Source organism: Mesorhizobium erdmanii USDA 3471, from assembly GCF_000472705.1.
In the GTDB taxonomy this organism is placed as follows: Bacteria; Pseudomonadota; Alphaproteobacteria; order Rhizobiales; family Rhizobiaceae; genus Mesorhizobium; species Mesorhizobium erdmanii.
The window spans coordinates 94415-120789 of the sequence record NZ_AXAE01000012.1 but is presented as its reverse complement, the minus strand read 5'-3'; the positions used below and the strand labels follow the sequence as shown (position 1 = coordinate 120789).

Annotated in this window: 30 protein-coding genes; 13 read left to right on the top strand and 17 right to left on the bottom strand. The window is 63.9% G+C overall.

Annotation, left to right across the window (positions count from 1 at the left end; all coding sequences use genetic code 11):
* Positions 1-30: 30 nt before the first annotated feature.
* From A3AU_RS0107920 to A3AU_RS0107905, 3 genes are all read left to right on the top strand, one after another.
* On the top strand, positions 31-318 hold the full coding sequence (locus tag A3AU_RS0107920) for a hypothetical protein (protein ID WP_081709463.1): 288 nt from the start codon (positions 31-33) through the stop codon (positions 316-318).
* Between the two features lie 32 nt (positions 319-350).
* Positions 351-698: a hypothetical protein gene (locus tag A3AU_RS01000000135075; RefSeq protein ID WP_051355306.1), complete on the top strand. Its 348-nt coding sequence runs from the start codon at positions 351-353 to the stop codon at positions 696-698.
* 361 nt (positions 699-1059) lie between these two features.
* Positions 1060-1548: an RrF2 family transcriptional regulator gene (locus tag A3AU_RS0107905; protein ID WP_027052317.1), complete on the top strand. Its 489-nt coding sequence runs from the start codon at positions 1060-1062 to the stop codon at positions 1546-1548.
* Here the strand turns inward: A3AU_RS0107905 and A3AU_RS0107900 are convergent.
* The 4 genes from A3AU_RS0107900 to A3AU_RS0107885 form a co-directional block, all read right to left on the bottom strand.
* On the bottom strand, positions 1531-2559 hold the full coding sequence (locus A3AU_RS0107900; RefSeq protein ID WP_027052316.1) for a mechanosensitive ion channel family protein: 1029 nt from the start codon (positions 2557-2559) through the stop codon (positions 1531-1533). The two genes, A3AU_RS0107905 and A3AU_RS0107900, sit on opposite strands and share 18 nt — an antisense overlap.
* 58 nt (positions 2560-2617) lie before the next feature.
* Positions 2618-3046: a cupin domain-containing protein gene (locus tag A3AU_RS0107895; protein ID WP_027052315.1), complete on the bottom strand. Its 429-nt coding sequence runs from the start codon at positions 3044-3046 to the stop codon at positions 2618-2620.
* Between the two features lie 37 nt (positions 3047-3083).
* Complete coding sequence (locus A3AU_RS0107890; protein ID WP_027052314.1) at positions 3084-3860, bottom strand: SDR family oxidoreductase; 777 nt, start codon at positions 3858-3860, stop codon at positions 3084-3086.
* A 65-nt stretch (positions 3861-3925) separates the two neighbouring features.
* Positions 3926-4405, bottom strand: coding sequence for a carboxymuconolactone decarboxylase family protein (locus A3AU_RS0107885; protein WP_027052313.1), 480 nt, complete (start codon positions 4403-4405; stop codon positions 3926-3928).
* 127 nt (positions 4406-4532) lie between these two features.
* Between A3AU_RS0107885 and A3AU_RS0107880 the strand changes: the two genes are divergently transcribed.
* The gene (locus A3AU_RS0107880; protein WP_027052312.1) at positions 4533-5486 is read left to right on the top strand and encodes a LysR family transcriptional regulator; all 954 of its coding nucleotides are present in this window, start codon (positions 4533-4535) and stop codon (positions 5484-5486) included.
* A gap of 4 nt (positions 5487-5490) precedes the next feature.
* On the opposite strand, the gene A3AU_RS0107875 is transcribed toward A3AU_RS0107880, so the two are convergent.
* Positions 5491-6090, bottom strand: a complete 600-nt coding sequence (locus tag A3AU_RS0107875; RefSeq protein WP_027052311.1) for a YdeI/OmpD-associated family protein — start codon at positions 6088-6090, stop codon at positions 5491-5493.
* A gap of 185 nt (positions 6091-6275) precedes the next feature.
* Here A3AU_RS0107875 and A3AU_RS0107870 point away from each other — a divergent pair, with 185 nt between their 5' ends.
* Together A3AU_RS0107870 and A3AU_RS0107865 are read left to right on the top strand one after the other, a co-directional pair.
* Positions 6276-6620 (top strand): VOC family protein, encoded by a 345-nt coding sequence (locus tag A3AU_RS0107870; RefSeq protein ID WP_032916987.1) that lies wholly within the window; start codon positions 6276-6278, stop codon positions 6618-6620.
* Between the two features lie 158 nt (positions 6621-6778).
* Complete coding sequence (locus A3AU_RS0107865) at positions 6779-7507, top strand: SDR family oxidoreductase (protein WP_027052309.1); 729 nt, start codon at positions 6779-6781, stop codon at positions 7505-7507.
* Between the two features lie 25 nt (positions 7508-7532).
* Here A3AU_RS0107865 and A3AU_RS0107860 read toward each other — a convergent pair whose 3' ends face one another.
* A complete protein-coding gene (locus A3AU_RS0107860; RefSeq protein WP_027052308.1) occupies positions 7533-8483 on the bottom strand; it encodes a LysR family transcriptional regulator in 951 nt (316 codons plus the stop codon).
* Positions 8484-8500: 17 nt separating this feature from the next.
* The gene (locus A3AU_RS0107855) at positions 8501-9406 is read right to left on the bottom strand and encodes a S1C family serine protease (RefSeq protein WP_027052307.1); all 906 of its coding nucleotides are present in this window, start codon (positions 9404-9406) and stop codon (positions 8501-8503) included.
* A gap of 178 nt (positions 9407-9584) precedes the next feature.
* Here A3AU_RS0107855 and yghU point away from each other — a divergent pair, with 178 nt between their 5' ends.
* On the top strand, positions 9585-10451 hold the full coding sequence (gene yghU / locus A3AU_RS0107850; protein WP_027052306.1) for a glutathione-dependent disulfide-bond oxidoreductase: 867 nt from the start codon (positions 9585-9587) through the stop codon (positions 10449-10451).
* A 103-nt stretch (positions 10452-10554) separates the two neighbouring features.
* On the opposite strand, the gene A3AU_RS0107845 is transcribed toward yghU, so the two are convergent.
* The gene (locus A3AU_RS0107845) at positions 10555-10854 is read right to left on the bottom strand and encodes a DUF1236 domain-containing protein (protein WP_027052305.1); all 300 of its coding nucleotides are present in this window, start codon (positions 10852-10854) and stop codon (positions 10555-10557) included.
* 753 nt (positions 10855-11607) lie between these two features.
* Between A3AU_RS0107845 and A3AU_RS0107835 the strand changes: the two genes are divergently transcribed.
* The gene (locus tag A3AU_RS0107835; RefSeq protein ID WP_335334238.1) at positions 11608-11931 is read left to right on the top strand and encodes a hypothetical protein; all 324 of its coding nucleotides are present in this window, start codon (positions 11608-11610) and stop codon (positions 11929-11931) included.
* Positions 11932-11997: 66 nt separating this feature from the next.
* Here A3AU_RS0107835 and A3AU_RS0107830 read toward each other — a convergent pair whose 3' ends face one another.
* Positions 11998-12216 carry an exopolysaccharide production repressor protein gene (locus A3AU_RS0107830; protein ID WP_244277632.1) on the bottom strand — a complete coding sequence of 73 codons (219 nt, stop codon included), beginning with the start codon at positions 12214-12216 and terminating at the stop codon, positions 11998-12000.
* A 243-nt stretch (positions 12217-12459) separates the two neighbouring features.
* Between A3AU_RS0107830 and A3AU_RS0107825 the strand changes: the two genes are divergently transcribed.
* The 4 genes from A3AU_RS0107825 (at position 12460) to A3AU_RS0107810 (ending at position 14122) form a co-directional block, all read left to right on the top strand.
* Positions 12460-13200: a sulfotransferase family protein gene (locus tag A3AU_RS0107825; protein WP_027052302.1), complete on the top strand. Its 741-nt coding sequence runs from the start codon at positions 12460-12462 to the stop codon at positions 13198-13200.
* Between the two features lie 252 nt (positions 13201-13452).
* Entirely contained in the window at positions 13453-13608 is a 156-nt protein-coding gene (locus A3AU_RS1000000138840; protein WP_154674545.1) for a hypothetical protein, read from the top strand.
* Between the two features lie 17 nt (positions 13609-13625).
* Positions 13626-13832 carry a hypothetical protein gene (locus tag A3AU_RS0107815; RefSeq protein ID WP_027052301.1) on the top strand — a complete coding sequence of 69 codons (207 nt, stop codon included), beginning with the start codon at positions 13626-13628 and terminating at the stop codon, positions 13830-13832.
* Between the two features lie 44 nt (positions 13833-13876).
* Positions 13877-14122, top strand: a complete 246-nt coding sequence (locus A3AU_RS0107810) for a hypothetical protein (protein WP_027052300.1) — start codon at positions 13877-13879, stop codon at positions 14120-14122.
* Positions 14123-14412: 290 nt separating this feature from the next.
* On the opposite strand, the gene A3AU_RS0107800 is transcribed toward A3AU_RS0107810, so the two are convergent.
* Positions 14413-15663: an amidohydrolase family protein gene (locus A3AU_RS0107800; protein ID WP_027052299.1), complete on the bottom strand. Its 1251-nt coding sequence runs from the start codon at positions 15661-15663 to the stop codon at positions 14413-14415.
* 314 nt (positions 15664-15977) lie between these two features.
* Positions 15978-17558 carry a WD40 repeat domain-containing protein gene (locus A3AU_RS0107795; protein WP_027052298.1) on the bottom strand — a complete coding sequence of 527 codons (1581 nt, stop codon included), beginning with the start codon at positions 17556-17558 and terminating at the stop codon, positions 15978-15980.
* Positions 17559-17888: 330 nt separating this feature from the next.
* On the opposite strand from A3AU_RS0107795, the gene A3AU_RS1000000140100 reads away from it, so the two are divergent.
* Entirely contained in the window at positions 17889-17993 is a 105-nt protein-coding gene (locus A3AU_RS1000000140100; RefSeq protein ID WP_209444638.1) for a putative RiPP precursor, read from the top strand.
* Between the two features lie 4 nt (positions 17994-17997).
* Here A3AU_RS1000000140100 and A3AU_RS0107785 read toward each other — a convergent pair whose 3' ends face one another.
* The 6 genes from A3AU_RS0107785 to ligD all read right to left on the bottom strand — a co-directional run bounded on the left by A3AU_RS0107785 (position 17998) and on the right by ligD (position 26138).
* Positions 17998-19191 carry a hypothetical protein gene (locus A3AU_RS0107785; protein ID WP_027052297.1) on the bottom strand — a complete coding sequence of 398 codons (1194 nt, stop codon included), beginning with the start codon at positions 19189-19191 and terminating at the stop codon, positions 17998-18000.
* A 189-nt stretch (positions 19192-19380) separates the two neighbouring features.
* The gene (gene xth / locus A3AU_RS0107780) at positions 19381-20151 is read right to left on the bottom strand and encodes an exodeoxyribonuclease III (RefSeq protein WP_027052296.1); all 771 of its coding nucleotides are present in this window, start codon (positions 20149-20151) and stop codon (positions 19381-19383) included.
* Positions 20152-20322: 171 nt separating this feature from the next.
* The gene (locus tag A3AU_RS0107775) at positions 20323-20976 is read right to left on the bottom strand and encodes an alpha/beta hydrolase family protein (RefSeq protein WP_027052295.1); all 654 of its coding nucleotides are present in this window, start codon (positions 20974-20976) and stop codon (positions 20323-20325) included.
* A 229-nt stretch (positions 20977-21205) separates the two neighbouring features.
* Complete coding sequence (locus tag A3AU_RS0107770) at positions 21206-22333, bottom strand: tetratricopeptide repeat protein (protein ID WP_027052294.1); 1128 nt, start codon at positions 22331-22333, stop codon at positions 21206-21208.
* Positions 22330-23238 (bottom strand): non-homologous end joining protein Ku, encoded by a 909-nt coding sequence (gene ku / locus A3AU_RS0107765; RefSeq protein ID WP_027052293.1) that lies wholly within the window; start codon positions 23236-23238, stop codon positions 22330-22332. The genes A3AU_RS0107770 and ku overlap by 4 nt, the downstream gene beginning before the upstream one ends.
* 419 nt (positions 23239-23657) lie before the next feature.
* Positions 23658-26138 (bottom strand): DNA ligase D, encoded by a 2481-nt coding sequence (ligD, locus tag A3AU_RS0107760; RefSeq protein WP_027052292.1) that lies wholly within the window; start codon positions 26136-26138, stop codon positions 23658-23660.
* Positions 26139-26375: the final 237 nt, after the last annotated feature.

Sequence of the window (26375 nt, the reverse complement as noted above, 5' to 3'; positions counted from 1 at the left end):
CCTGCAATGCAACGACGTTCGACCGGATGGATGGGTGCCCTAGCAGGCATTTCGCTCGCCATGCTTGCGGTCGCGCAGTCGGGTGCGGAAGCGGCGGTCACCCGGAGCGAATATTGCAGCCGGCTCGGTCTTCAACTCGACGGAGCCATCCGCACCAAAGCCGAACCCGGTGCCAGTGCGAGCCAGATCGCGCAGGCAACGGCACTCCAGGACAAGGCAAACCGGTTCTGTTCCGAGCGCAAGCAGGCGCAAGGCATCCGGACCTACGCCAACGCCCTGAAACTTCTAGGCGTGACACCTGTCGACCTCGACCAGTGACAGCAATTATCAACGTTGAAGGAAAGCCTATCATGAACAAGCCCCTGCTCTCCGCCCTCGGCCTGGCCATTGCGCTTGGTCTCGCCATGCCGGTCGTCGGCGCCAGCACCGCCAACGCGGCGGCCACGACCACGACGACCGCGCCCGCGACTGCCCCGGCGGCAGCGGCGACGACCCCGGCGGCGACCCCGGCTGCCGTGGATGCGGTGAAGAAGCCGGTCAAGCGCGCGCATAAACACCACAGGCATCACCGCCACCACAACAAGCACCGCAAGCACGGCCACAAGCACGTCGCCAGAAAGCACGGCCACAAGCACACCCATAGGCACACCCACAGGCACCACAGGAAGCACGCCCACAAGCACGCCAAGGCGGCTTGAGTTTTCGGAATTTCTTTGACCTCCTCCTGACTTCCTCCCGGGAAAGAGCCGCTACTCGCAGAAAGCGAGGGCGGCTTTTTCTTGCGTTCACTCGAGGCCGGACCGACAAGCCGGACGTATGCAAAAACAGGCACTTGCAGCGGTTCCGCGATTCAGATCGCGAACCGCCTCACGTCACCTTGAGCGCCGCCGGCTGCGGTGCCGGACCGACCACGTCCGCACTCCGGAGGCTGAACGCCTGCCTGCTGGCCGCCGGCAGGCCGTCCCGTTTCGCCGGGCGCGGGTAGTTTACAGTGATCTCAAATAGGGATATTCCATATCCTTAATAAAGTTCGGTCGGCATCGACCCCGGAACCCGTGGATGATCCTGAAAAGCCAAGTCGAATGGGCGCTGCACTGCTGCGCCATTCTCGCCGGCCTGCCCGAAGGCCGCTATCTCTCGACAAAGGCGCTTGCCGAGTTTCACGGCCTTCCCAAGGAATATCTGTCCAAGGCGCTGCAAAGCCTGTCGCAGGCCGGCCTGGTTCATACGACTCTCGGTCCGTCGGGAGGATACAGGCTGGCGCGCGCGCCCGCCGAGATTACCTTCCTGGAGATTGTCGAAGCGGTGGAAGGCAAGGCGCGGACATTCGTGTGCAACAACATCCGCGCGAACAACCCTTGCCGCCCGAAGGGCTATTGCGAAAGCGGCCCTTGCGCGGTGTCGCGCATCATGTGGGAAGCCGACGAGGCCTGGCGTGCGAAATTGCGCGGCGTCAGGCTTTCCGATCTCACCGAGGCGTTGGCGCAGGAGATTCCGGCCGACCTTTGGAAGAACAGCTTCGAATGGGTGCTAGAGCGAGCCGGATGATCGTGAACGCACGCGCGTCGCGGGCGCCGGCTCTCTGATCGCGCAAGGCACGATCGCATAGCTCTGCGGCGGCATTGCCAGCGCAAGCCCGTTCGCCTCGCAATGGCGGTAAACGAGGTCGATCATTTCGTTCCTCGCAACCAGCCTGTCGCCTGGACCGGCCACCCAAAACAGCAGATCGATCCCGATCGCCGCGGCGTCGATGTCCTTGAGCGCGACCAGCGGCGCCGGCTCCCTGACGATCCGTTCGCAACTCCGCAGCGCCGCCTGCATGACCCCCTCGACGACGTGCGGCGCGTGCGCGGCCGCGATGCGCACGGTCAGGCTCATCTGCAGCGTCGCATCGGGACGGCTGAGATTGGTCAGGCTGAGCTTCGCCAGCATGCCGTTGGGAAGGACGACGATGTTGCCGGCGCCAGTGAGCAGATGCGTGGAACGCCAGGTCGTTTCGACGACGCGCCCTTCCGTGCCGTCGATCAGCACGATCCAGTCCCCGAGCGTGTAGGCTCGGCCCAGCGTCAGCGCGATGCCTGAGAAGACATCGCCAAGCGTGTTCTGCAGCGCAAGCCCGGCGATGACGGCAACCACGCCCGACGTTGCCACGAGCGTTCCGATCGGAGCTCCGAAGACGAAGCCTGTTATCGACAGCGCCACGCCGAGATAGATGGCGGCGACGACAAGGTCCTGGAGCAGGCGCGCTTCCCGCGGCCGGTGTTCCAGGACGACGTAGAGGCGCACAAAGCCGACAAGCGTCCAGGCAAGATGCGTCCACCACTGGACGCGCGCGGACCTCGCAAGATACGCGCCGGCACCCTGGAGGTCGGTCTCGACCACCTGGTGCGGCAGGATACCGCTGAGGTAGATCACTGCGGTCATCCCGGTGAAGAACAGGATCTGGACGATCAGCCGGGCCATCGGACGCCCACGCCCTTGGACAAGCCACACGACGATGCCGGCAAGCCCCAGAAGGTTGATCAGGACCAGAGCCAGGGAATGGTCTTCGCCGAACATGGGCTCACCGACATGATCTAGAGCAATGGCCGGACGTGGCGCCCGGCTCTTACCAGGGTTACTTCTTGGCCGGATAGGTCAGTTCCTTCTGGGCGGTATCGACCACGAAGACCGCCAGCAGTTTTGCCGGCTCGGTCTTGCTGCCGTTCTCGCTCACGCTGTGACGATCGCCAGGCATTTCGGAAAAGCTCTCGCCGGCCTTGTAGACCCTGACCGGACCATCATTGACCTGGCTGCGGATCGAGCCTTCCAGAACCGTCGCGTAGATGAAGGCGGAACTCGGATGGGTATGCGCCGGCGAGTACCCGCCGGGGCCATATTCCACGAGGATGCCCTTGATGCTCTTGCCCGACACGTTAGGCAATTCATGCTCATAGACAAGGGTGACCTTGGCCGCCTTCTCGCCAGTGCGAGTGGCCTGCGTGGCGCCGGCCGGGTTGGCCAGGGCCGCCGTCACGATGAGGGCGGCGACGATTGACTTGATCATTTGAAAGCTCCTTTTTCCATTGAGCGGTATCCCGGGCCTAGGCCGCCGCGTTTGCTGGCGGTGATTGCCGTGCCGAGGCGGCGAACCACTGCTCGAACGTGATGTGGCCAAGGCGCGGATTGTTGTCGGAAACCAGCGAAGTGTCGTTCAGCCGCGCGCCGAAATAGAGCGCCTCCGGATCGGCCATGACCTCGCGAGGATCGCCGACAGCCTTGAGGTAGCGGGCGACCAGTTCGCTCATCCGCACACGGTCAGGCCCCGAGATCTCGATCATGCCGTTGATCGGCGCGGCGAGCGCGACCTCGGCCATCACGTCGGCGACGTCATCGGATGCGATCGGCTGCACATAGGCTGGCGAAAGATGCACGGCCTCGCCCACCGTGCCCGACTTGGCGATGCCGGCCAGGAACTCCATGAACTGCGTGGAATGAACGATGGTGTAGGGAATGCCGGACGCCTTGATCAGATTTTCCTGGACAAGCTTGGCGCGGAAATAGCCGCCGTCCTGCAGGCGTTCGGTGCCGACGATCGAAAGCGCGATATGATGCCTGACGCCCGCGGCCTTGCCGGCGGCGAGCAGGTTGCGGCCCGACGTCGTGAAGAAGTCCATCGATGCCTTGTCCTCGAAGGACGGCGAGTTGGCGAGGTCGATCACCACTTCGGCGCCTTCGAGTGCCTCCCGCAGGCCTTCGCCGGTGATGGTGTTGACGCCGGTATTTGGCGCCGCCGCGATCACCGCGATACCCTGCTTGCGCAGGCGTTCAGTGGTCTTGGAACCGATGAGGCCGGTGCCCCCGATAATGACGATTTTCATGATAGTCTCCGTTTGCGACCGCGACCTCGCGCCGCATCGTTTGATGGTCAACCGAAAGGAAGGGTTTAGTTCAGGCCAGCCTTGTCGAGGCCGTAGAGCTTGTCCGCGGAGCCGGGCACCGTCTTGAAGGCGATGCTGAGACGGTTCCACGCATTGATGGCCATGATCGAGAAGGTCAGGTCGGAGATTTCCTTCTCCGAAAGCTGCCCGCGCACGCGATCGTAGAGTTCGTCCGGGATGCCGCCTTCGGCAAGCCTGGTGACGGCTTCGGTCCAGGCCAGGGCAGCGCGTTCACGCGGAACGAAAAGGGGCGATTCCCGCCAGACGGCGAGATGATGGAGGCGCAACTCGCCCTCGCCGTGGATCCTGGCTTCCTTGACATGCATGTCGAGGCAGAAGGCGCAGCCATTGATCTGCGATGCCCTGATGTGGACCAGGTCGCGGATCTTCTCCTCGATGGCGCTGTGTGCCTCGGCCATACTGATCTCGGCGACCTTCTTGAACAGTTCAGGCGATTGCTGGGCGGCGTTCAGGCGCTGTGTCATGGCTTTTCCTTTTTTTGAGGATATCTTATGTCCTTAAGGATAATAAATATCCGTAATATCTGGACAGTAAACCGCTATCCGCCTAGGATGCGGACATAAGGCTTATGTCGAAAAGTATGAGGCGAGGATGGACGTCGTATCGGCGTTGAGGACGTTCCTGCGGGTGGCGCAGACAAAATCCTTCTCAGCGGCTGCGCTCGACCTCAATCTGACGCAGCCGGCGGTATCACGGCAGGTCTCCGCGCTGGAATCGCACCTCAAGACGCGCCTTCTGCACCGCACGACGAGCGCGCTCGCCTTGACGGCGGAAGGTGAACAGATGTTGCCGATGGCGCTGCGCGTCCTCGAAGCGGTCGATGCGCTCGGCGAAGCCAGCGGCGCCGAAGCGGCAACCGTCTCCGGGAAAGTGCGGCTGAGCCTGCCCACGCCGCTCGGCTTGTTCATCGGCGACCGCCTCGCGGGGCTGCTGGAGAGCCACCCGGCGCTGGATGTCGAGCTGATCTTTCGGGATGAGCCTTCGGACCTCATCGCCAATGCGATCGATCTCGAGGTGCGCCTCGGGCCAGCCGGTGACAGCAGCCTGATGTGCCGCCGGATCGGCTGGACAACAGCCTTTCTGGTGGCTTCGCCAGGCTATCTCAAGGGACGCGGCGCACCGCGAACGCCGCAAGACATCAAGGATCATTCCTGCATTTGCTACAGCCGCGCCGGCGATGGCCGTTCATGGTCGTTCTCCAGCGGAGCGGATGACGTTGTCCTGCGCATCGAGCCGCGCCTTGCGGCCAACAATTCGATGGCCGTCCATCGCGCGACACTGGCCGGAGCCGGCCTCGCCGTGCTCTCCCACATCCTGGCCGGGCCGGACATCGAGGCAGGCAGGCTGGTCAAGCTCATGCCGGACTTTCCGCCGGCGCGCCTGCCGATCAATGTCGTCTATCCATCGCGGAACATGCCGCCGCGCGTGACGGCGGTGCTCGACTTCCTTGTTCAGGCCGTGCGCGAGGACGTTCTGATGGCGTCGTCGGCAACCTTGCCGGCCGCTCGCCCCGCCAATGAAGCATCGGCGGAACCGTGCGCCTGAACGCCTACTTCTTGCCCTGCGGATAGATCGTCTCACCGCGCTTCAGCATGGCGACGAAGGTCTCGATCTTCTTCTTGCGCCCCGCCTCGGTCTTCATGTTGTGGGTGCGGAAGGCGAGCGAGAAGCGGTTTTGCGCGCTGAGCCTTTCCAGCATCGCCTTGGCCGCCGGCTCGGCATCGATCGCCGCCTGCAGATCGTCGGGGATTTTCATCTCCTTGCCGCTGCCGTAGGCGCGCGCCCAGCGCCCGTCGGCCTTGGCCGCCTCGACCTGGTTCAGCCCATGCCCCGTCATGCGCCCCTCCTCGATGAGCCGCGCGACATTGTCGATGTTGATCTTGCTCCAGATGCTCTTCTTGCCGCGCGGCGTGTAGCGCTGCAGGAAGCTGTTGCCGTCCAGCCCCTTGCGCACCGCGTCGATCCAGCCGAAGCACAGCACGACGTCGATGGCTTCCTTCGGCGTGATCGATTTCAGTCCCGACCCAACCTTGTGCACCTTGATCCACACCTCGGTTTCCGTGGCATGGTGCTGGCCGAGCCAGGCGTGGAAGCTCGCCGCGTCGGGGAATTCCCGGACCTTGTCGGGATCGACCTTGACCGGCGCCATCAACGGGTCTGCCCGTTCAGGATTGTTGTCATCGCAATTGCCTCCATCGTCGTGCGATTCCCGCCATCATGGCATGACCCACTGTCAGTTTTCGTCAGCAATGGAGCACGCAGCCAGGAAGAATCGGAACGTGCCATCCAGCACCGCGTTGCGGCAAGAGTGCATCGTCCGATGGAGGTTCCCTGATGGCAATCGAAACCATTTTCGCCCACGTCAACTGCTCCGACCTCGAAGCCAGCATTGGCTGGTACGAAAAACTCTTCGGCAAGCCGCCGCTGCGCCGGCCGATGCCCGGGCTGGCCGAATGGCAATTCACCGACAGTGCCGAAGTGCAGCTGTTCGAGGACAAGGACAAGGCCGGCACTTCGACCCTGACGCTCGGGGTGCTGCCGCTGGCGCCCGAGAGGCAGCGGCTTGCGGATGCCGGTCTCGAACCCGGCCCGATCGAGAAAGCCGACCATTTCTGGATCATGCGCATGCGCGACCCCGACGAGAACCTGGTGGTGTTCGCGAGCGCCGAGCGGGAATAAAGATGCAGACAAGCGCTCAAGCGCACCTTGGCTAACCTCCCCTTCCCGCGCGGCATCATCGGCATCTCCGATAACACCATCGGTTTCTTCCGTTTCTCCTCGCCGCTTCGAGCTGCCATTCCCCTGCCCTTGTCCCTTCAAAACAAAGGCAGAGCGAAATGAGCATTTCGAACCAGAAAATCCTGATCGTCGGTGGCGGTTCCGGCATGGGCCTGGCGCTGGCCAGGCGCTGCGTCGAGGCCGGCGCGGAAGTCGTCATCGCCGGGCGCAGCGAACAGAAGCTGGAAGAAGCGCAACAAGCGCTGGGCAATCCCGTCGGCCTCGCCGTTGCCGTCGTCGACGTCACGCGCGAAGACCAGGTTGCGTCCTTGTTCGCGCGCCTCGGCGGGCTCGACCATATCGTCAGCACGGCGGCTGATATCGAAGGCGCCTACAGGCTGCTGCCGGAGCTTGATCTCGAGGCGGCACAACGCGTGGTAGACAGCAAGCTGTTCGGCCCTCTGCTGCTTGCCAAGCACGGCACACGACGGCTCGGCGCGAGCGGTTCGATGACCTTCGTCTCCGGCATCGCCGCCTACCGGCCGGCTCCACGCGGCTCGGTCGTCGCGGCGGTCAATGCAGCGCTCGAAGGGCTGGTGCGGGCGCTGGCCGTCGAACTCGCGCCGATCCGCGTAAACGCCGTCTCGCCCGGCTGGGTCGACACTGAGATTTGGGCGCAGGTTGCCGGCGACCGAAAGGCCGAAACCCTGGCCGCGATGGACGAGCGGCTGCCGGTCGGCAGGATCGGCCAGCCCGGCGACATTGCCGATGCCATCTTCTTTCTTCTCGGCAATGGTTTTGCCACCGGAACGACGCTGCATGTCGAAGGCGGACACCGGCTTGTCTGAAGTGAACCGGCATCGGGAACTGCTTTCAAAGCAAGACTTTGGAGCGGCTTGTCGATTCAGGTTCTGAACCGGCCCGAGAACGTTCCGGCGCCAGCGTGTCGCGCGCAGCGGCGAGCAAGTGCCACAGCGCCGGCGGCTGTACGCGCCGGCGCCGCCAGATCATCGTCAGCGATGCTGCTTGCGCCCGACCGGGCCATGGCAATTCAATGAGATCGCCACGCGCCAGCGCGTCGCTGACGGCGAGGTGCGGAACAAGGCCCAAGCCGGCGCCGGCCGCCACCAGCCGCGCGATGGCGCCGATGCTGCCGGCCTCGACGACAAGTCTTGGCGCCTCGACACCGGCTTCGGCAAAGCCGGTGTCGAACATGTGGCGATAGATGCAGCCGGGTTCCGTCGCGACGAAGCGCGAACTGGCAAGGCCGGCCAGATCGCACGGCGCGATGCCTTTCCCCGGCGCCACCACCAGCGCCAGCGGCTCGCGGACTATGGTTCGCCTGGCCAGGCGTTCATCGGCATTCGCACCATCGCCGCGCTCGAAGCAGAAGGCGACATCGATGTCGCCGTCCTCCAAAAGCCGCAGCAGCGTGCCGCTATCGGCCACCTTCATCCGCACCGTGATCTCGGGATGGCCGGCCTGAAACCCCGGCAGCCACGGCGCCAGCCGTGCGGAAGCGATCGTTTCCAGCGCACCGATGGTCAGTGCTTGGCTCGCCTGCCCCGCTGCCGCCATCACCGCGGCGCGCGCTTCGCCATCGAGCCGCAACAGATCTTCGGCGATCGGCTTCAGCGCCAGCCCCGCCGGCGTCAGCTCGAGACCAGACTTCGAGCGGGTGAACAGCGCGGCACCCAGTTCGGCTTCAAGCGTCTGGATCTGGTCGCTGACGCTGGATTGCGCGAGATGCACCGCCGCGGCGGCGCGCGTGATATTGCGGCTGCGCGCCACCGCGAGGAAGGTCTTGAGCAGTCTGGGATGCATCGCCTGGCCGGTTGGGCCTATTGCAGCTGCGGCTTCTTCAGGAAACTGCCGCGATCGGCGGATTTGACGCGCAGCCAGGTCTCGCGGCCGTCGCGCACCACGCGCATCGGAATCTCGGCGCCGGCCGAGCCGCTCTCCCACAGCTTGCGATAGAAGTCGGCGAGCCCGTCGACGGCGCCGTCGCGCACCTCGGAGATGACGTCGCCCTGGCGCAGGCCGGCTTTTGCCGCCGGGCCGCCTTCGGTCACGCTCATCACCACCACCTTGCCGTCGCTCTCGGCCGAGAGCGCGCCAAGCCAAGGACGCGGCGGCCTGGCCACCTGGCCGCGCGTCAGGAGATCGTCGAGGATCGGCGGCAACAGATCGATCGGCACGATCATGTTTATATCGGCGACTTCGCCGGCACGGCTCATCTGCAAGCGCAGCGAGCCGATGCCGAGCAACGTGCCGTCGGCGCCAAACAGCGGCGCGCCGCCCCAGGAGGGATGCGCCGGCGCGATGAAGATCGCCTCGTCGAGCAGATACTCCCAATAGCCTGCGAATTCCTGCTTGGTGACGATCTTGGCCTCGACCGCACGGCCAATGCCGTCGGCCAGTACCACCGCATCGCCGATCCGGGCCTTGCCGGCGTCGCCCAGCGCCACGGCCGGCAGCCCGGTCGGCGCCAGCGCCTGGACAAGGCCGAAGCCCGATTCCTGGTCGTAGGCGAGTGCGTGCGCGGGGATGACGCGGCCGTCATGCGCGGTCAGCCAGACCTCTTCGGCCTCGGTGATGAGATAGCCGATGGTCAGCACCAGCCCGTCATCCCTGATGACGACGCCGCTGCCTTCCCTGAGCGTGCCCAGCGCGCCGGCGGTGAATGCATCATCGGGAACGGTCGCGCGCACGGCAACGACGGAGCGCGGATTGGGATTGATGGTCATGCTGTCATTTCCTGGGTAGGTCATATCTGTATAGGTATGCCTTGCCAAAGAGGGTGCAAGGGCCGGAGACCAAGGACCGCGACAATAGTTCAACGCAAGTTGAACTTCTCGCTCCGCAGCCCTAGTTGTAGCGTATCTGCCCAACCCATTCTTCCTCCCCCACCATCCGAGGCCCGCAATGACCGACTACACACCGCCGAAAGTATGGACCTGGAACAAGGCAAATGGCGGCGCCTTTGCCAGCATCAACCGGCCGATCGCCGGACCGACGCATGACAAGGAATTGCCGATCGGCAAGCACCCGCTGCAGCTTTATTCGCTGGCAACGCCGAATGGCGTCAAGGTGACGGTGATGCTGGAAGAGCTTCTGGCGCGCGGCCACAAGGGCGCCGAATACGATGCCTGGCTCATCCGCATCAATGATGGCGACCAGTTCGGCAGCGGCTTCGTCGAGGTCAATCCCAACTCCAAGATCCCCGCTCTGATGGACCGCAGCGGCAAGACCCCAGTGCGCGTCTTCGAATCCGGCTCGATCCTGGTCTATCTCGCCGAAAAATTCGGCGAATTCCTGCCCACCGAACAGCCGGCGCGCGCCGAAGTGCTGTCCTGGCTGTTCTGGCAGATGGGTTCGGCGCCGTATCTGGGCGGAGGTTTCGGCCATTTCTACGCCTACGCGCCGGAAAAATTCGAATATGCAATCGACCGCTTCTCCATGGAGGTGAAGCGGCAGATGGATGTGCTCGACCGCAGGCTGGCTGAGACCGAATATCTCGGCGGCAAGGATTACACGATCGCCGACATGGCGGTGTGGCCCTGGTATGGCGGGCTGGCGCTCGGCCGCATGTACAATGATTCCGCCGACTTCCTGTCGGTGCAGGAATACACCCATGTGCAGCGCTGGGCGAAGGAGATCGACGAGCGTCCGGCGGTGAAGCGCGGCCGCATGGTCAACCGCGCCTTCGGCGAGCCGGCGATGCAGCTGCACGAGCGCCACGACGCCAGCGACTTCGACACAAGCACGCAGGACAAGCTGGCCGCCGAATAACAGGCAACGGCAAGATAAGAAAAAGCCCGTCATGGCCGCGAAGCCGTGACGGGCTTTTCTCAAGACAGGTCGGTCCAACCGACCGCCATTGCCTTGCCAGGGGTCAGTGCAGAACCTCGACGATCTGACGGGTTTCCGGGTCGACGAGCACGGTCTGGTCGTTGATCACGGCGACGCGATACTTGACGTTGGGCACTTCGCGCAATTCGACCTTGTCCGGTACCGACGAGCCGAGCTTGAGCTCGACGCCCAGAAGGTTCACCGACGCCAGCGGCTGCTTCTTGACGTATTCGCGAACGACGGTCTCCTGTTCTGGCTGAACGACGATTGTGTCAGCCATGGCAATCCCCACGCCGCCCATCAGGACGATCGCGGCCGCGGCACTTGAAAGATAACGTTTCATAACAAACCTCCATTTTGGATATCTGAATTCCGCCCTGCAGTAAAACTCAGTCACCCCCGTGAGGTTCCATCCAAACTTTCGGGGATAAATTGCATGGAGCGCCTAGTACTATATGCTTCCGGCGACCGGATTCATTCAGGTTTTCTGTGAAACCCGAAACTAAGCATGTCTGGTATTTGCGCTGCCAGTGAATAACGACAGTCGGGCTTCAGACCTGGCGATTCCTGTTCTGAAGGGGAATCGATTTGCCCTTGCTTAGCAACAGCTAACGTGGAGCAGGCAGTGTCGTTCCCGACCACCTCGCCAGGGCCACGAAAAAGGCTCGTCCTGCCGGGAGCAGGACGAGCCTTCGACGGCGCCGGCGGAGGTGGCAGCCTCACCGGTCGCGCCAGGAAAAACGCCGGCGCCGCCACGTTGTTCCAACCGCCTTGCGGCGTGGCCCGCGTCGGATGCAACCATGTCGCGGAGATGACGTTGACCCACGCATTCCAACCGCCCCACGCATTTCCAACCACAAGGAGTAATCCCGATATGGCCCCACGACCTTCCGTGACCAAGCATCCCTTCACGTTGATGTTCGTCGTCATCGCGCTGATTGCGCCCTTTGCCGGACTGGCGTGGCGCACGCGCGAATGGATGAGCTGGTGACGCTGGGTACAGCCGAAGGGCAGGATCGCCGCCTACGCGCTCACCGAAACGTGACCAGTCAAAGATATTAGCGGTGTCTGAATGGATTGTCGTCGGTGGTACTGTTTGTCGACTGTCGCCGATCCGGTGGCAGGAACAGGGGAGAGAGAACTCATGAACATCAGAACCGTCTGCCTGGGAGTATTGGCCGCAACCGTGATCGGCGGGTCGGCATTGGCCGGTATTCTCGACGAACCGAAGATGATGGCACCCTTCTTCACGGACAAGACCATGAAGACCATGAAGGCCGACGCCGACATGAAGAAGGTCTGGGCAAAAATGTCGAAAAAGCACCAGGCCGCCATGATGAAGGAATGCCAGGACGCCGCGATGAGCAAGCCGCACGCCGAGTTCTGCGCGAAGCTTAATGCACTGGCCGGCAAGGCCTGACATCTTCCACGCGAAGGGATGGCGGGCCGCGAGGACTGCCATCCCCGCTACGGCTTAAGCCAAGCTTCAAAACCAGACGCCATCCCGACGCAAGGGCGGCGGCGTGTAGACCGGATCCTGGTTCGTCGTGGCATCGCGTGCGCGCCTGAGGATCAATCCCAGGAAGAGCAGGAAATAGCCGGCCTGCAGGATGATCAGGGTCACCGCCGTCCACACCAGTGCCTGCCAGAAAGACCCGGTGGCCATGTAGGTCCAGACCGCGACGACGATGGTCGTCGCCGACATGCCCACGAGAAATCGCCCAAAATACATCGATCCATAAAATCGCCGAACGTCCCGGTTCGAGCGACTCCCTGCCTTTGCATCCCAATACCCGTGCGCAGCGTTCCATTATTTTAGCAACTGCGCAAGTACATGATCGACGCAGGACCAACCCCGATATTTGTTGCGATCCGGCCCGATCGGGAGCAATTTCATTCTCACGGACTGCGAGAACGAAGAAAACTAGTCCGATAAGGGGTTGGGGACATGACGCTCAAACTGATCGGGGCCGGTTTCGGCCGCACCGGCACGTGGTCGACCTTTGCCGCGCTGAACAGGCTCGGCCTGCCTTCCTACCATATGCAGGAAGTGATCATGAACAAGGCCAACAAAGGCCATCTCGATTTCTGGCGCAAGGTAGCCAACAGCCCACCCGGCACACAGCACGACTGGAACCGTGTGTTCGCCAACTACACGGCCACCGTCGACAATCCCGGTTGCTGCGTGTGGAAGGAATTGATGGCCGCCTACCCTGACGCCAAGGTGCTGCTGACCCTCCACCCGCGCGGCGCCGAAGCCTGGTACGAAAGCACCATCGACACGATCTACTTCACCGAGAATGTCTGGCAATTCAAGATCCTGGAATGGCTGACGCCGTTCGGCCGGAAATTCGGCGACATGTCGCGCAAGCTGGTGTGGGGCCGCACGCTGAACGGCGTGATGAACGACAGTGCCAAGGCGGTGGCGCGCTATAACAGCTACATCGAGGAAGTGAAGGCGGCGGTACCGCCTGAAAAACTGCTGGTCTACAAGGTGACCGAAGGCTGGGCGCCGCTCTGCGATTTCCTCGGCGTGGCGACGCCCAACGAGCCCTTCCCCAACCTCAACGACCGCGAGACGATCAAGAAGATCATCCGCGACATCATCAAGGGGTCGTACATCATGCTGGGGCTGGCGGTGGCGGCGGTCCTGGCGGTGGTGGCCGCGCTATGGTGGTGGCTGGGGTAAGAAACACCCGCAAGCCCCTGCCCTCACCCGAAAAACGCGCTGGCAAGACAAGAGCCCGTTCGCTTCGCCGTCGAGATTGAACCAGGTTCCACTTATCTGCCTTTCGGGGGCCTTCGACCGGCGAAATGTGGAGATTCGCACATCGCTTTCGGGGGTGTCGGCCAGCCGCAATTTGCCTCTTCCAGCGCCCGAAACCACCTCTCGATACGGCAAGATATTATATCTCATTTAGCTAAAGTAATGGAACGTCCAATGGACATTGCCGGAACCGAACAAGGCCCCTCGGACCTTTGCCCCAGCGATCTAAGACCTTGGTCCTACAAGGAAACGCAAAAGGCCGATGCGGCGCTTCAACGGGAACATCCCGCCTTTTTCGTCGTTTGCCGCAAGGTCTCCGGACTGGACTGAATTTCGGAGGAACAGCGATGCAGCATCGGTCCATCATTACCAGGACAGGCCACGGGCCGGGGACGGCGATCGCTGTGTTGATGGTCGGACTGGCGGCGGTCGGGATTGTTTTCCTCGTCCTGGGCGGTGCGCTCTATTTCGGCGAGCAGCCATCCGATCAACACGCCCTCTCCCCGGTGCCTGCCCGATCGGCCCAGGCAGCCGACCGCCGGGCGATAGATTGATTGCCAGAACGCCACAAGATTTTAATCACAATGGAGGACTCAAGGTGAAAGCCACCCTTCTCAGCGCACTTCTCTTTGTCTCCGTGCTGTCCCCCATCAACGTTGCCCCGACGCAGGCGGCCAGCCTCGTCATCACGACGGACAATGGCGGCATGGGCCGTCACCACTGGCGTGATCATCGCTGGCGCAAACATCACAATCGGCATTGCTTCGTGAAGGTCAGGAAGCATTGGCGCCACCATCACTGGGTCATCGAGAAGGTTCGGGCTTGCGATTTCGATCGCTTCTGAGCCGTGACGAGGATGCAACTGCCAAAGCCGAATCGAAGGTTCCGTCTGAACGCGCAAACCTTGGCGGCGGCGGCTGTCTGGGGCGTGGCAGCGTTGGTTCTTGTGCTGATGGTAACGGGCGCGACCGGGTTCTGAAATCCGGCGGGGCCTGTCCACAAGGACACCTTGCAAACAAATTAGATACTACTAATGTAAACAATGCCGGCTCCCGCCAGAAGCTGGCGGGGCTTGGCGTGTCTCCCTTGCACTGGCCGCCAGGCCCCTTCCGCCATCCGTCGCCAACCATGGCATCAGCGCGCCAGCATCGTCCCGTTCCGCGCCACAACCTTGCCCCGGCGATAGACCGTGCGCTCCTTCGGCACGGCCACCACCGCCTCGGGCACATGCTGCGCCGGCATGGCGACGAAGTCGGCGCTGGCGCCGACCACGATCCCGTAACTCGCCAACCCCAATGCTTTCGCTCCGGCATGGGTGACTACGTCGAAGGCGGCTTCCAGCTCGTGATCCTCGTAGAAGCCTGAGCGGTAACCGATCATGTTGGCGCGCGAAAGCATGTCGCCATCGCCATAAGGCCACCAGGAATCGCGGATGTTGTCGGAGCCGCCGAACACGGTGACGCCGGCCTGCCTGAGCGCCGCCACCGGCGGGAAGGCATGGTTTCCGGGCGCGTTGGTCATGATCGCAACGCCGGCCGCCGCCAGCATCGCGCCGGCCTTGTCGAGCGCATCGGCCGGGATGTCGCCCAGCCCATAGGCGTGGCTGACCACGACATGGCCTGCCATGCCGAGCGCCTTGGTCCGCGTGGCGATCTCCTCGACCTGGAACAGCCCGAGCGTGCCGCCATCATGCAGATGGATGTCGACACCGGCGCCATGCTTTTGCGCCAGCCCGAACACCACGTCGAGATGGCCCTTCACATCGCGGTCGAAATTGGCGGGATCGAGCCCGCCGACGAGATCGCAGCCGAGCTTCAGCGCCTCGTCGAGAAGCTCCGCCGTGCCAGGCGAGGACAGAATGCCGCTTTGCGGGAAGGCGACGAGCTGGATGTCGATGAGGTCGCGGTAATTCTCACGCACGGCAAGGATGGCCTCGACATGTTTCAGCCCGACCGAGCCGTCGACCATGACATGGCTGCGCATGGTGAGGCTGCCATTGCCGACGCACAGCTCGAGCTGGTTTTTCGCCCGCTCCGCCATCGGCGCCGCGGCGGCGAGGTTGCGAGCCTGGAAGGCGACGCGCTCGCGCACGTCGAAGCCATTGGTGCAGGGAATGTGCGGACGCCAGGCATCGCCATAAAACGAGGTGTCGAGGTGGATATGCCCCTCGACCAAGGCCGGCACGACGAGCTGGCCGCCAAGATCGACGAAGACAGGGGCGATGATGGTGGAAGCGACGGCGGCGAAATCAGCCGGCGGCGTCTTGCCGGCCGGCGCAATCGCACTGAAGCGGCCGCCGGTGACCGTGAGGTCGACCAGCGACCCATCGGCCAGTTTGGCATTGCTGAAAATCGTCTGTTCGCTCAAGTTCGTCTGCTCCCTCATGGGCGCCATCCCTGTTGAACCCGCCAGTCCTTTGCCGCCCGCCCGCCTGAGGTCAATGCGGTGGGCGCGAGAAACTGTTTCTCGCAATTGCCGTTGCGACTCGGCAAATCGGGTCCGCGCCGCTGCCTATTCCGCTTTCACGGAAGTTTCGGACATCAGGCAATATGCCATGGTGTTGCTGCGGCGGTACGAGCCGCCCTGGTTGACGCGGGCGCCGAGCACACCCCAACAATGCGCCCCCCCGCCCGCGTCGGCCATGGCAACATATGGCATCCGGTCCGGTGTGCCGGCGGGTTACCAGCCTCTTCCACCACTCACCCCGGCGCCCCAGCGAACAACACCACGCCATCGCCGCCTGTCGCCGGCCAGTCCCTGATCGTGCGGTCGTAGCCGCCGGTCAACACCGTGCCGTCGGGGGCGAAGGCCACGGCGTAGATCGGGCCGGTCTGGCTGTCGAACATGGCGATCTGGTTGCCGGTTTCCATGTCCCAAAGCCTTGCCGTGCCGTCGAGTGAGCCTGACAGCAGGCGCTTGCCGTCGACCGACAGCGCCAGCGTGTAGACCGTTCCTTCATGGCCTTCGAAGCGCTTCACCTCGCGGCCGCTGTCGAGATCCCAGACCTTGATCGTCAGGTCGCCGCTACCGGTGATCAGATGATGCCCGTCGGCGGTGAACACGGCGCCATAGGTGCCTTGCTCGTGGCCGTGCCAGCTGCGCAATTGCTTGCCGCTTTCAATGTCCCAGAGTTTCAGCGTGCCGTCGATGCTGCCGCTGACGGCTTGCTTGCCGTCCGGCGAGACGGCGACCGCGCTGATCGACCAGTCGTGCCCGGTCAAGACATGCAGCACGGAATTGCCGACGAGGTCCCAGACGATGACATTGCCGGTGTCGTGGCCGCTGACGGCACGCTTGCCGTCCGGGCTGATTGCCAGCTTGTTGACGCCGCCATTCTGGCCCGACTGGAAGACATGCAGCACCGCGCCATCGGCGAGTTTGCGCAGCACGATCTCGCCGTCGTCGCCCGCCGTCAGCCCGCTGACGCCGTCGGGCATGTAGAGCGCGGTGCGCGCCATGTCCTTGTGGACGCCGAGATTGCGGATCAGGTGCTTGCCGCCAACATCCCACAGCTTGATCACATGGTCGGTGCTGGCGCTCATGATCGAGCGCCCGTCGGGCGCCACCGCCAGCCAGACGACAGCGTCGCGATGACCGTCGGGCTGCGTCGGCACCGCCGGCGGCGGTGGCGGCAACGGCGCCTCTGTGGGCGGCGGGATGGCCGCGGCCTCCGGCGGCGATGGGGCGACGGGCGCGGCCACGGGCGGCGCGGGTGCCGGCGGTGGGTTGGCGGCTACCGGTGGCGGAGCTGGCGGCACCGGCGGGGCTGGTGGCGTTGCCGGCTCCGGAGCCGGCGGCGCGCTGGCGACATCCTGGCCCTTCGGCTCGGCGGGTATGGGTTCCACAAGCTTGCGTTCATCGGGCTTGGGTTCGGCCACCTTGGGCTGGCTGGCCACCGCGCCACCGCCTTGATGCCACGGGCCGAAGCGGTCGACGGCCAACGCCGCGAGCGCAATCAGCGGCAGAGCGAAAAACACCTTGCGCAGGCCGGGCCTGCCGGTCTGCTGGACCTCTGCCGCGCGGCCGAACAGCGGCGCTCCGGCGGCATGCGCCGGCCGGCCAGGCAGGAGCCCGGCCCAGAACAGCAGGGCGCCGGTCAGGCAGGCGAGTGCCGCCACGGAGAAGCCCAAAAGCCGCAAGAAGGCCGCATGCGCCGGCAGCCAGGAAGCGCCATGCCAGGCAAAGGCGCCGTTGTTGGCGAGCAGATAGACCGGCGCCAGGCAGGCCATGGCAACCGCGGCCAGGACAAGCGCCAGGCCCCTGTCAGCCAACCTGTTCATCGCGCTTCCCCCTCGCCGGACCCTGCGGCCAGACTACCAGCGTCGACGACGAACCGCAAAACGCTTGGTACTCGCATGTGAAGGACAGAAACGTCTGAATTACGAAGAACAGCCATGACCAGCCTCGATCAGGCAAGCAGTTAGAAATGGATCGTGGTCGCCTCCATCGCGGCCAGAGTCTTGATCTCCGTTTTGATCGAAAGGCCCCAAAGGCACGGTGTCCAATCTGCAACAGTCGCTGCCGACATAAACTGGACAATCCAAGCGCAACATTGACAGAAGAAGACGATGTGTCACTATCGCAATGGGATATAGTGGAGAGATTGCATCATGAAGAAGATTTATGAGCGCCCCGCTCTGATCAAGAAGGGCAATTTGAAGTCGATCACCGCCGCGACCAACGGCCCGGTTGTGACTTCGAATCCGGTACCGTGAAAAGTCAGCCAGCCAGCACCAGGTCGTCTAGTACCATCTGCCAATAGTGTTTTGTCGAAAGACTGACACGGGTCACAGCTGTGAGCATCGGCGCGTAGTGCAGCGGCGTCAGCGCCGACAGCGCCAACTGGTCGCAGGCGACCAGTTGCTCGCCCAGCCAGCACTCGATCAGCGCCATCTCCCCTTCGGATTTCAGCCAGGCAGCACTCAGCAGCACTGAGTGGAAGCCGAATGGCGTCTCGCGGCTGAATTCGGCCGGGTAGCCGCTACTGGTATAGGCGACATGGTCGCCCGAAACATTGCCGTTGACATAGCCTTCGCTGCCCTTGGTGTGATCCTGCGCCATGGCGTTGAGGTTGCGCCATTGCAGCCCGGCATGGCCGCATGGGATCTTGCGGAAGCCACGCCCGGTGACGTCGTCGAAACCGATCGTCCGCAGCGGGGCCGCGCTCGAAAGGGTTTGCGGCGACAGCAGCCCGAGATCGGTCGGATAGGGCGAAAGGGCAAGCTGCCGGTCAAGGCCGCCGCCGGCGATCGTCACCGTATCCGCCTCGGCGGTGAGATCGAGCCGGAAGGGTAACCCTGGCGCCAGCACCAGGCTCTTCAGCACCTGTCCAACCGCCTTCACCGACAGCGTCACTGTGCCATCCGCCGGCATCCTGCCGGCCAGGCTGCGCGCAGGCGCCAAGCCGACCGGCTGGGGCAGGTCCCGGGACACCAGCCCGGCGGGCGAGCCTGGGGCCAGCCGGAAATCCTGGGACTGCGTTTCGTTGGCGCTGGGCGAGCGCCAGCCCGGCGGCATCGAAACCGCGAATTGATAGGCGCCCGGCGCACGGATCGCGGCATCGGCCGAAGACACCGACATGGCGAAGTTGGCGAAGCCGCCATTGTTTGTCCGGGTTGAAGCGACGAAGCCACCCTCTCCGTCGAACAGCCGCACCATGATGCCGGCCATCGGCCGGTCGCCCACGCCGTATCTTCCGTCGCGGTCGACATCCAAATAGACGAAGGACGAGTAGTTGACTGTGCCGGTGCTGCGCTCCCAATCCCTGCGCACGGCATAGTCGTTGGTCGGATCCGCCCGGCGTTGGGTGCGGCGCCGGGCACGCGCCTTGCGCAACAGCCAGCCAACGCATGCCGCGGCTAAAACGACGGCCGCGGCCGCGAGCAGGATTTCGCCGAAGCCGAAATCACGCATGGCGGACGAATTTGGAAGGCCTCCGCTCCAGGCTGTCGGATATGCAATGCATCAAACGCCCCCCAATGCCGATCATCACCAGACTAGATCAATTCGGGGAAAAGTGTGTAGCGCTTTCCCTGCGATGATCATGTCCAACCTGTTTCGCGCGGAGATCGCCTGCACCGGAATGGCCAAGGGATAACGCCCTCACTTCAACTCCACCCAGACCGGCGCGTGGTCGCTGGCGCCGTCCTCGCCGCGTACGTCTCGATCGATGCCTGCCGCTTTCAGCCGCCTGGCGAGTGTCTTCGACAGCAATATGTGGTCAAGCCGCAGGCCCGCATCGCGCGGCCAGCGGTTGCGGCGGTAATCCCAGAACGTATAGAGCGTCTCCTTAGGATAGACCTTGCGCAGCGCGTCGAGCCAGCCCTGCTCGATGAGCACGGCGAAGGCGGCGCGGCTTTCTGGCTGCACCAACGCATTGTCGTCATAGGAACGCGTGGCGTAGATGTCGCGCGGCTCGGGCACGATGTTGAAGTCGCCGGCCAGCACGACAGGCAGGCCGGTGTCGAGAAGTTGCCGCGCATGCGCCTCCAGCCGTTTGTGCCAGGCGAGCTTGTAGGCGAATTTCGGCCCCGGCTGGGGATTGCCGTTCGGCGCATAGAGGCAGGCGATGACGATACCGTTCACCGCCGCCTCGATGTAACGGCTCTGCCGGTCGGCATCGTCGCCCGGCAGCGCGTCGCGGGTCAGGACGGGTTCGGATCCTCGCGCGAGTATAGCGACGCCGTTCCAGGTCGGCTCGCCCTTCCACACCGCGCCATAGCCGGCATCGGCCAGCGCCGTGCGCGGAAACTGCATGTCGCGCGCCTTCAGCTCTTGCAGGCAGACGACATCGGGCTTCGCCGCCGCCAGCCACGCCAGAAGGTTGTCCAGGCGGCTGTTGATGTTGTTGATGTTGAAGGTGGCGATTTTCATTCCTGAATGCCTAAGGCGTCCCTCGTTTCGTCATCCTCGGGCTTGACCCGAGGATCCATGCCGCGACATCAGCCGAAGGATGCGGCCTGTCAGAATTCTGAACCGTTGCAGCGCCTTGGCATCACGGCATTGATCCCAGGGTCTGCGCGCGTCGCTTCGCTCCTTGCTCAGCTAGGATGATGAAGTCGACGGCTGCGCCAGCTTGGCTTTGATCGTCTCAGCCAGCGTCTTCAGATGATCGCCCGTCGAAAACCCCGAAATGCTCTTGCGCGGCTTCAAATCGTGGTCGCCGTCCTCCAGCCAGATCACCTCGATGCTGTCGGAAAGCCCATAGCCGGCCACCTCGTCCGGCGTACCGAACTCGTCACGCGTGCCCTGGAAAATCAGCGTCGGCGTCTTCAGCCCAGCGAGATGCTTTGTCCGCAATTGCTCTGGCTTGCCGGGCGGATGAAAGGGATAACCGAGGCATACGAGGCCCGCGATCTCACCCTTGGCGAACATCTCGTCGGCGACCATCGAGGCGACGCGGCCGCCCATCGACTTGCCGCCGATGATGAGCTTGCCCGCCACGCCCCTGGCCCTGAGATCGGCGATCGCCTTGATATATTCCGGGTTGACCGTCTCGGCTCGCGGCGGCGGCTTGCGCTGGCCGTAGCGGCGCGCCGCCATATAGTGGAATTCGAACCGCGCGACCTGGAAGCCGGCGGCCGCAAGCGCCTTGGCGGTGGCGGTCATCGAAGGCGAATCCATCGACGCGCCAGCGCCATGGGCAAGCAGGATGGTGACGGGGGCGGTGTCGTCGCCGTCGAAGAGAAAGGTGGTCATGGGGCATCTCGCGCTGCAGTGACGCTGCTGATCTCCCCCCTCGTGGGGGAGATGCCCGGCAGGGCAGAGGGGGGCGTGAAGGAATGCGAACCTTCGGTCAGATCACTCCAGGATGAGACGATCCGCAATATGCCGATGAGTCGGCGGGACAGCGCCCCCCTCTGTCCTGCCGGACATCTCCCCCACGAGGGGGGAGATTGGCTGTCATCGCGGCCTTCGCCAATCATCGTCACCCCGCCGTCCGCGCCAGCTGCATATCCACGAACTGCACCCCCTTGGCCGCCACCCCAGCCCATTCGGAATGCGCGTCGAGTTCCAGATATCGCACCCAAAGCCGCCGCGCCTCGGCGAGATTACCGGCATCGAACTCCAGCCGCGCCAGGTTGAACACCGGATCGGCATAGTTCTTGTCGAGCGCGATCGCCTTCTGCAGATGCTTTCGTGCCGAGGCGTCGCGGCCTTGCTCGCTCATCAGCCCGGCGAGGTTGAACCACGCCTCGACGAAAGCCGGGTCGAGTTTTATGGCGCGTGCATAATCATGCGCGGCGTCGGCAGCGTGGCCGCCGGCGCGCAGGCAGTTGGCGCGGTTGAAGGCGGCGATGGCATCGCTCGGGTCGATGGCGAGGCAGCGCAGGTAGAGTGCCGCGGCACCATCATGGTCGCCGCCCTCCTCCGCCGCCTCGGCCTCGGCGAACAAGTCTTCCAGCGTGTCGTCGCTTTGCGCCGCGCTGCCGAGATCGAACAGCAACTGCCCGTCGAGTTCGCTCTGGCCGCCTTCGAGATAGATGGCGTCGGAGCGGCGGCCGTGCTGGGAGCCGACATTGAGCGACTTGGCGGTGAGCGAGGCCACCGGGCCCGAGCGATGCACCGAACGCGCGATCGCTCCCCATGACGCCCCGCCGGCGATGAGACCGGCATATTTGCGCGCCAGGATCAGGTCGCGGAACGAATAGGGCTCGCCATCATGCTCGAAGGCATCGAACAGCGACAGCATGTCGAGATCGGCGCCTGAAAGCCGCGATTGGTCGATCAGCGATTGCCGGGACAGGGACGAGGCCTCCGGCGCCTTCATCAGGCCGAGCCGCCGCAAAAAGCCATTCTCGCTGATCAGCATGCGCCCGGCCGCGCGCTCGGCGGCGATGTTGCGCTCGATCCCGGCGTCGCCGTTTTTCGTCAAACCAGCCTTGGCAAGAAGTGTCCGGCCGAACACGACATGCGTGGTGCGCCGGGTGATGCCGCGCCTGAGCTGGCCGTGCTGGCGTTCGACCTCGCGGGTGGCGAGCCTGAGCGGAAACGCCGCCAGCGCGCCGATCGTGCCGAAGACGGCCCCCGCAACCGAGACCGCCGGTGCCGTCATTTCTTGCTCTTGCCGACCGCCTTGAGCAGACTGGCCTTCAGCGGATTTTCAGCTGGGCCGCCGGCTGCCGCCTTCTTGGCGGCGGGCTTTGCCGCCACCTCGTCGGCCTTGCTCTTCGACTTGGCCGGCGGCTTCGACTGCGACAGGCTCGCTTTCAGCGCATCCATGAGGTTGATGACATTGCCGCGCTCGGGCGCGGCCGCGATGATCGGCTTGTGGCCCTTGAGCTTCTCGCGGATCATCGCCATCAGCGCGATCTCGTAGCGGTCCTCGTAATTCTTCGGGTCGAAGGTGGTTTCCTTCTGCTTGATCAGCGCTTCGGCGAGCTCCAGCATCTCCTGGTCGGGCTTGCCGGCCGGAATGTTGCCGAAATATTCAGCCGTACCGCGCACTTCGTTCGGGTTCCTCAACGTGCACACGAACATGCCGTTTTCCCGCGCGCCGATCGTCACCACACGCTCGCGGCTGGACAGCACCAGCCGGGCGATGGCCAGCTTGCCGGACTTGCGCATGGCCTCGCGCAGCACGGCGAAGGTCTCCTCAGCCATCGCTCCATCCGGCGCCATGTAGTAGGGCGCATCCTGGTAGATGACATCGACCTCGCCCTCGTCGACGAAGGCCTCGATGTTCATCGTGTGGTTGGATTCGATGCGCACCGCGTCGAGATCGGCATCGTCGATGATGATGTACTGCTTGTCCTCATACTCGTAACCCTTGACCAGATCCGAGCGCTCGACGAGCCCGAGTTCCGGATCGACCGGCTTCATGTTGATGCGGTTATGGGTCTTCTTGTGCAACTGATTGAACGATATGCGCTCGCTGGTCGTCGTCGCGGGGTATAGCCGCACCGGACAGCTGACGAGGCTGAGCTTGAGATAACCCTTCCAACTTGCCCTGGGCGCCATGATGAACTCCTACGCGGCCATGCACTGACATTTTAGCTTGAGCATGATCTTGTCCGAAAACCGGTTCCCACTTTTCGGGATCATGCTCTCTGCAGCGCTTTTCGTCCGAAGGACGATCGAGGCTGCGCAAATCCTACACCGACCCAGCACAATACCGGCAAATCCTGACGAAATGTTTTAGGGCGCCGGATGGATCGCAGGCCGAGGATAATTCAAATTGTCTGAAGCGTCGATGGACTTGGGTTTCCTCGCCCCCGCAACGCGGGGGAGAGGTGTCCGCGAAGCGGACGGAGAGGGGGCAGCGCCAACGGTTCGAAGCAAGGCTCAAGGCTGCACTTCCGGACAGGCTAGCGCTGCCTCCTCTCCGTCTCGGCTTCGCCGAGCCACCTCTCCCCCGTTTCACGGGGGCGAGGAACCCCTTATTTGAACACTGGCAAATCCCTGGCTGCCTCATCGATCTCCGCCCACGGGTCGCCCGACGTCTCCAGCAGCCCCGGCAGCGAGGCATAGTTCAGGTCCTGTGGCGCGTCGATCGTCTCCAGGTCGTTCCAGCTCACCGGCGTCGAGGCCGGCAGGTTGGTGCGGGCGCGCAGCGAATAGGGCGCCGCCGAGGTGTGGCCGCGCGCGTTGCGGTGATAGTCGATGAAGATGCGCTTCTTGCGGTTCTCCTTGCCCATGGTGGTGGTGAAAATGTCGGGCGCGGTCGCCGCCAGGTGGGTGGAGATGGCGCTGGTCGCCTGATGCAGCTTCTTCCAGTTCTGCTTCTTCGTCACCGGCACGGTTATGTGGATGCCGCTGCCGCCTGACGTCTTGGCGAAGGGCACCAGCCCCAGCCCTTCCAGCTCGCCCTTGATGTGCACCGCGGCCTCGACCACTTCGCGCCAGGAAATCCCCTCGCCCGGGTCGAGGTCGAAGACGATCTGGTCCGGTCTGTCGAGGTTGGTGCGATGCGTGCCCCAGGTGTGGAACTCGACGACGCCGAACTGCGCCAGCGCCAGATAACCTTTTGCTCCCTCGACCGAGAGGTAGGATTTGGTCTCGCCTTCGGAGTTGGTGGCCTCGAACGTCACGACCGAAGGTGGCATTCCGGTGAAGGCGTGGCGCTGGAAGAAGCAGTCCTTGGGCAGGCCGGTCGGGCAGCGCACCAGCGACACCGGGCGGCCGAGAATGTGCGGCAGCATGAAATCGCCGACCAGCGCGTAGTAGACGGCGATGTCGAGCTTGGTCGGGCCGGTCCTGCCGAACAGTCGCCGCCCGGGATTGGTCACCCAGATCGTGGCAAGGTCCGCTTCCGAGATCAGCCGCTTGCGCTTGGCCGAGACCGGCGTCGACAGCCCGACATCCCGGAGACCGCGAAACACGCCATGGCGCAGCGAATTGTCGGCGGTGCGGTTGGCATAGTGGATGCGCGCCGAAAACAGCGGCTTCACCCAGTGCATCTCGCGCATGATTTCACGCGGCACCCCTTCGGGTGGCGTCGCGCCCGATGTCAACGGCTCCAGGCGGGCAAGCAGGTCCTCGGCCGTGTCACGGTCGAATCCGGTGCCGACCTTGCCGCGATAGTGCAGTTCGCCGTCCTGCCACTCGGCCATGCCGAGCGCGGCCAGGCCTTCCGCCGCTTGAGAGATCGTGTAGCCGGCGATGACGAAATCGTCCTTCTGCAGCGCCTTGCACTTGGTCCAGCTCTTGGTGCGGCCGCTCTGGTATATGGCGCTGGCGCGCTTGGAGACGACGCCTTCCAGCCCGAGTTCGCTGGCCTGGTCATAGAGCCCCTGCCCGGAGCCTTCGACATGATCGGAGTACTGGATGGCGGAGTTGGCGCCGAGACCGCCAAGCAGCTCCGCCAGCAGCGCCTTGCGCGCGATGAGTGGCGCCTTCGTCAAATCCCAGCCGTCGAGATGCAGGAGATCGAAGGCATAGAAATGCAGCTTGCTGCCGGCGCCCTCGGCCAGCGCATCCTGCAACAGCGCAAAACGGGAAATGCCCCGGCCATCGAGCACGACGATCTCGCCGTCGATGATCGCCTCGCGGCACGGCAGTTTTGCAAACGCATGCGGGAGGTCGCCATAGCGCTTCGTCCAGTCGATGCCGCCACGGGTGATCAGCCGCACCTGCCCGTCGCTCAGATGCGCCATGGTGCGGTAGCCGTCGAATTTGATCTCGTGCAGCCATGTCTCGCGCGTGTCCGCGCCATCGGGCGGCCTTGGCACCTGCGTCGCCAGCTGCGGCTCGATGCGGCTGAGCGCCGGCGCCTTCACCGCGCCCGGCAGCGTGCCGGGTTTCAAGGAACCCGGCTTTGGCGCGAACTTCGCGACCGGTTTCGCAGCCGCCGCCAGTTCCTCGATGCGCAGGCCGGATTTCACGCTTTCCGGCCGCGCTTCGAGGATGTCCAGCACTGTGTCGGCGGCGAGGTCGCGCTCCTTGAACAGCAGCCAGTTCTTCTTGTTCTCGTCCTCGCCGGGCTTGGGCTTCAGGCGAGTCAGCATCCAGCCGCCATTGAGCTTGCCGCCGGCGAGGCGAAATTTGAACGCTCCGGTGCGAAGGCTCTTCTCGACATCGTCCATCGGCGCCCAGGTGCCGGTGTCCCAGACGATCATCGGCCCGCCGCCATATTCGCCCTCGGGAATGACGCCTTCGAAGTCGATATATTCGAGCGGATGGTCTTCGGTCTCGACCGCCAGTCTCTTGTCGGCTGGATTGAGCGAGGGCCCGCGCGGCACCGCCCAACTCTTCAGCACATCGCCGACCTGCAGGCGCAGATCGAAGTGGTCCGCGGTGGCATGGTGCTTGTGCACGACGAAGCGGTTGCCGTCTCCGGTAACAAGGCCGCCCGCCGGCTCCGGCGTTTTGGTGAACTCGCGCTTGGCGCGATACGATTTGAGTTTGGGAGGAGTGGTCATGGCATCCGCCGCGATCCTTCACGGCATCGTTGCGCAAACCCCGCGGTCGTCATCCTCGGGCTTGACCCGAGGATCCATGCCGTGACGCCAACCGCGAAGCGCAGCGATGCAGAACTTGGACCGCTGCAGCGTTCTGATGTCACGGCATGTATCCCAGGGTCTGCGCGACGTCGCTTCGCTCCTGCTCCGCCCTGGGATGACGAAAGAAAATGCGCGGCAGCCATCAGGCGCGGTGTC

Bases quoted from the DNA above. Each gene is read 5' to 3' on its own strand.
- A3AU_RS0107920 (WP_081709463.1), top strand. From the start codon at position 31: ATGGGTGCCCTAGCAGGCATTTCGCTCGCCATGCTTGCGGTCGCGCAG.
- A3AU_RS01000000135075 (WP_051355306.1), top strand. From the start codon at position 351: ATGAACAAGCCCCTGCTCTCCGCCCTCGGCCTGGCCATTGCGCTTGGT.
- A3AU_RS0107905 (WP_027052317.1), top strand. From the start codon at position 1,060: ATGATCCTGAAAAGCCAAGTCGAATGGGCGCTGCACTGCTGCGCCATT.
- A3AU_RS0107900 (WP_027052316.1), bottom strand. From the start codon at position 2,559: ATGTTCGGCGAAGACCATTCCCTGGCTCTGGTCCTGATCAACCTTCTG.
- A3AU_RS0107895 (WP_027052315.1), bottom strand. From the start codon at position 3,046: ATGATCAAGTCAATCGTCGCCGCCCTCATCGTGACGGCGGCCCTGGCC.
- A3AU_RS0107890 (WP_027052314.1), bottom strand. From the start codon at position 3,860: ATGAAAATCGTCATTATCGGGGGCACCGGCCTCATCGGTTCCAAGACC.
- A3AU_RS0107885 (WP_027052313.1), bottom strand. From the start codon at position 4,405: ATGACACAGCGCCTGAACGCCGCCCAGCAATCGCCTGAACTGTTCAAG.
- A3AU_RS0107880 (WP_027052312.1), top strand. From the start codon at position 4,533: ATGGACGTCGTATCGGCGTTGAGGACGTTCCTGCGGGTGGCGCAGACA.
- A3AU_RS0107875 (WP_027052311.1), bottom strand. From the start codon at position 6,090: ATGGCGCCGGTCAAGGTCGATCCCGACAAGGTCCGGGAATTCCCCGAC.
- A3AU_RS0107870 (WP_032916987.1), top strand. From the start codon at position 6,276: ATGGCAATCGAAACCATTTTCGCCCACGTCAACTGCTCCGACCTCGAA.
- A3AU_RS0107865 (WP_027052309.1), top strand. From the start codon at position 6,779: ATGAGCATTTCGAACCAGAAAATCCTGATCGTCGGTGGCGGTTCCGGC.
- A3AU_RS0107860 (WP_027052308.1), bottom strand. From the start codon at position 8,483: ATGCATCCCAGACTGCTCAAGACCTTCCTCGCGGTGGCGCGCAGCCGC.
- A3AU_RS0107855 (WP_027052307.1), bottom strand. From the start codon at position 9,406: ATGACCATCAATCCCAATCCGCGCTCCGTCGTTGCCGTGCGCGCGACC.
- yghU (WP_027052306.1), top strand. From the start codon at position 9,585: ATGACCGACTACACACCGCCGAAAGTATGGACCTGGAACAAGGCAAAT.
- A3AU_RS0107845 (WP_027052305.1), bottom strand. From the start codon at position 10,854: ATGAAACGTTATCTTTCAAGTGCCGCGGCCGCGATCGTCCTGATGGGC.
- A3AU_RS0107830 (WP_244277632.1), bottom strand. From the start codon at position 12,216: ATGTCGGCGACGACCATCGTCGTCGCGGTCTGGACCTACATGGCCACC.
- A3AU_RS0107825 (WP_027052302.1), top strand. From the start codon at position 12,460: ATGACGCTCAAACTGATCGGGGCCGGTTTCGGCCGCACCGGCACGTGG.
- A3AU_RS1000000138840 (WP_154674545.1), top strand. From the start codon at position 13,453: ATGGACATTGCCGGAACCGAACAAGGCCCCTCGGACCTTTGCCCCAGC.
- A3AU_RS0107815 (WP_027052301.1), top strand. From the start codon at position 13,626: ATGCAGCATCGGTCCATCATTACCAGGACAGGCCACGGGCCGGGGACG.
- A3AU_RS0107800 (WP_027052299.1), bottom strand. From the start codon at position 15,663: ATGAGGGAGCAGACGAACTTGAGCGAACAGACGATTTTCAGCAATGCC.
- A3AU_RS0107795 (WP_027052298.1), bottom strand. From the start codon at position 17,558: ATGAACAGGTTGGCTGACAGGGGCCTGGCGCTTGTCCTGGCCGCGGTT.
- A3AU_RS1000000140100 (WP_209444638.1), top strand. From the start codon at position 17,889: ATGAAGAAGATTTATGAGCGCCCCGCTCTGATCAAGAAGGGCAATTTG.
- A3AU_RS0107785 (WP_027052297.1), bottom strand. From the start codon at position 19,191: ATGCGTGATTTCGGCTTCGGCGAAATCCTGCTCGCGGCCGCGGCCGTC.
- xth (WP_027052296.1), bottom strand. From the start codon at position 20,151: ATGAAAATCGCCACCTTCAACATCAACAACATCAACAGCCGCCTGGAC.
- A3AU_RS0107775 (WP_027052295.1), bottom strand. From the start codon at position 20,976: ATGACCACCTTTCTCTTCGACGGCGACGACACCGCCCCCGTCACCATC.
- A3AU_RS0107770 (WP_027052294.1), bottom strand. From the start codon at position 22,333: ATGACGGCACCGGCGGTCTCGGTTGCGGGGGCCGTCTTCGGCACGATC.
- ku (WP_027052293.1), bottom strand. From the start codon at position 23,238: ATGGCGCCCAGGGCAAGTTGGAAGGGTTATCTCAAGCTCAGCCTCGTC.
- ligD (WP_027052292.1), bottom strand. From the start codon at position 26,138: ATGACCACTCCTCCCAAACTCAAATCGTATCGCGCCAAGCGCGAGTTC.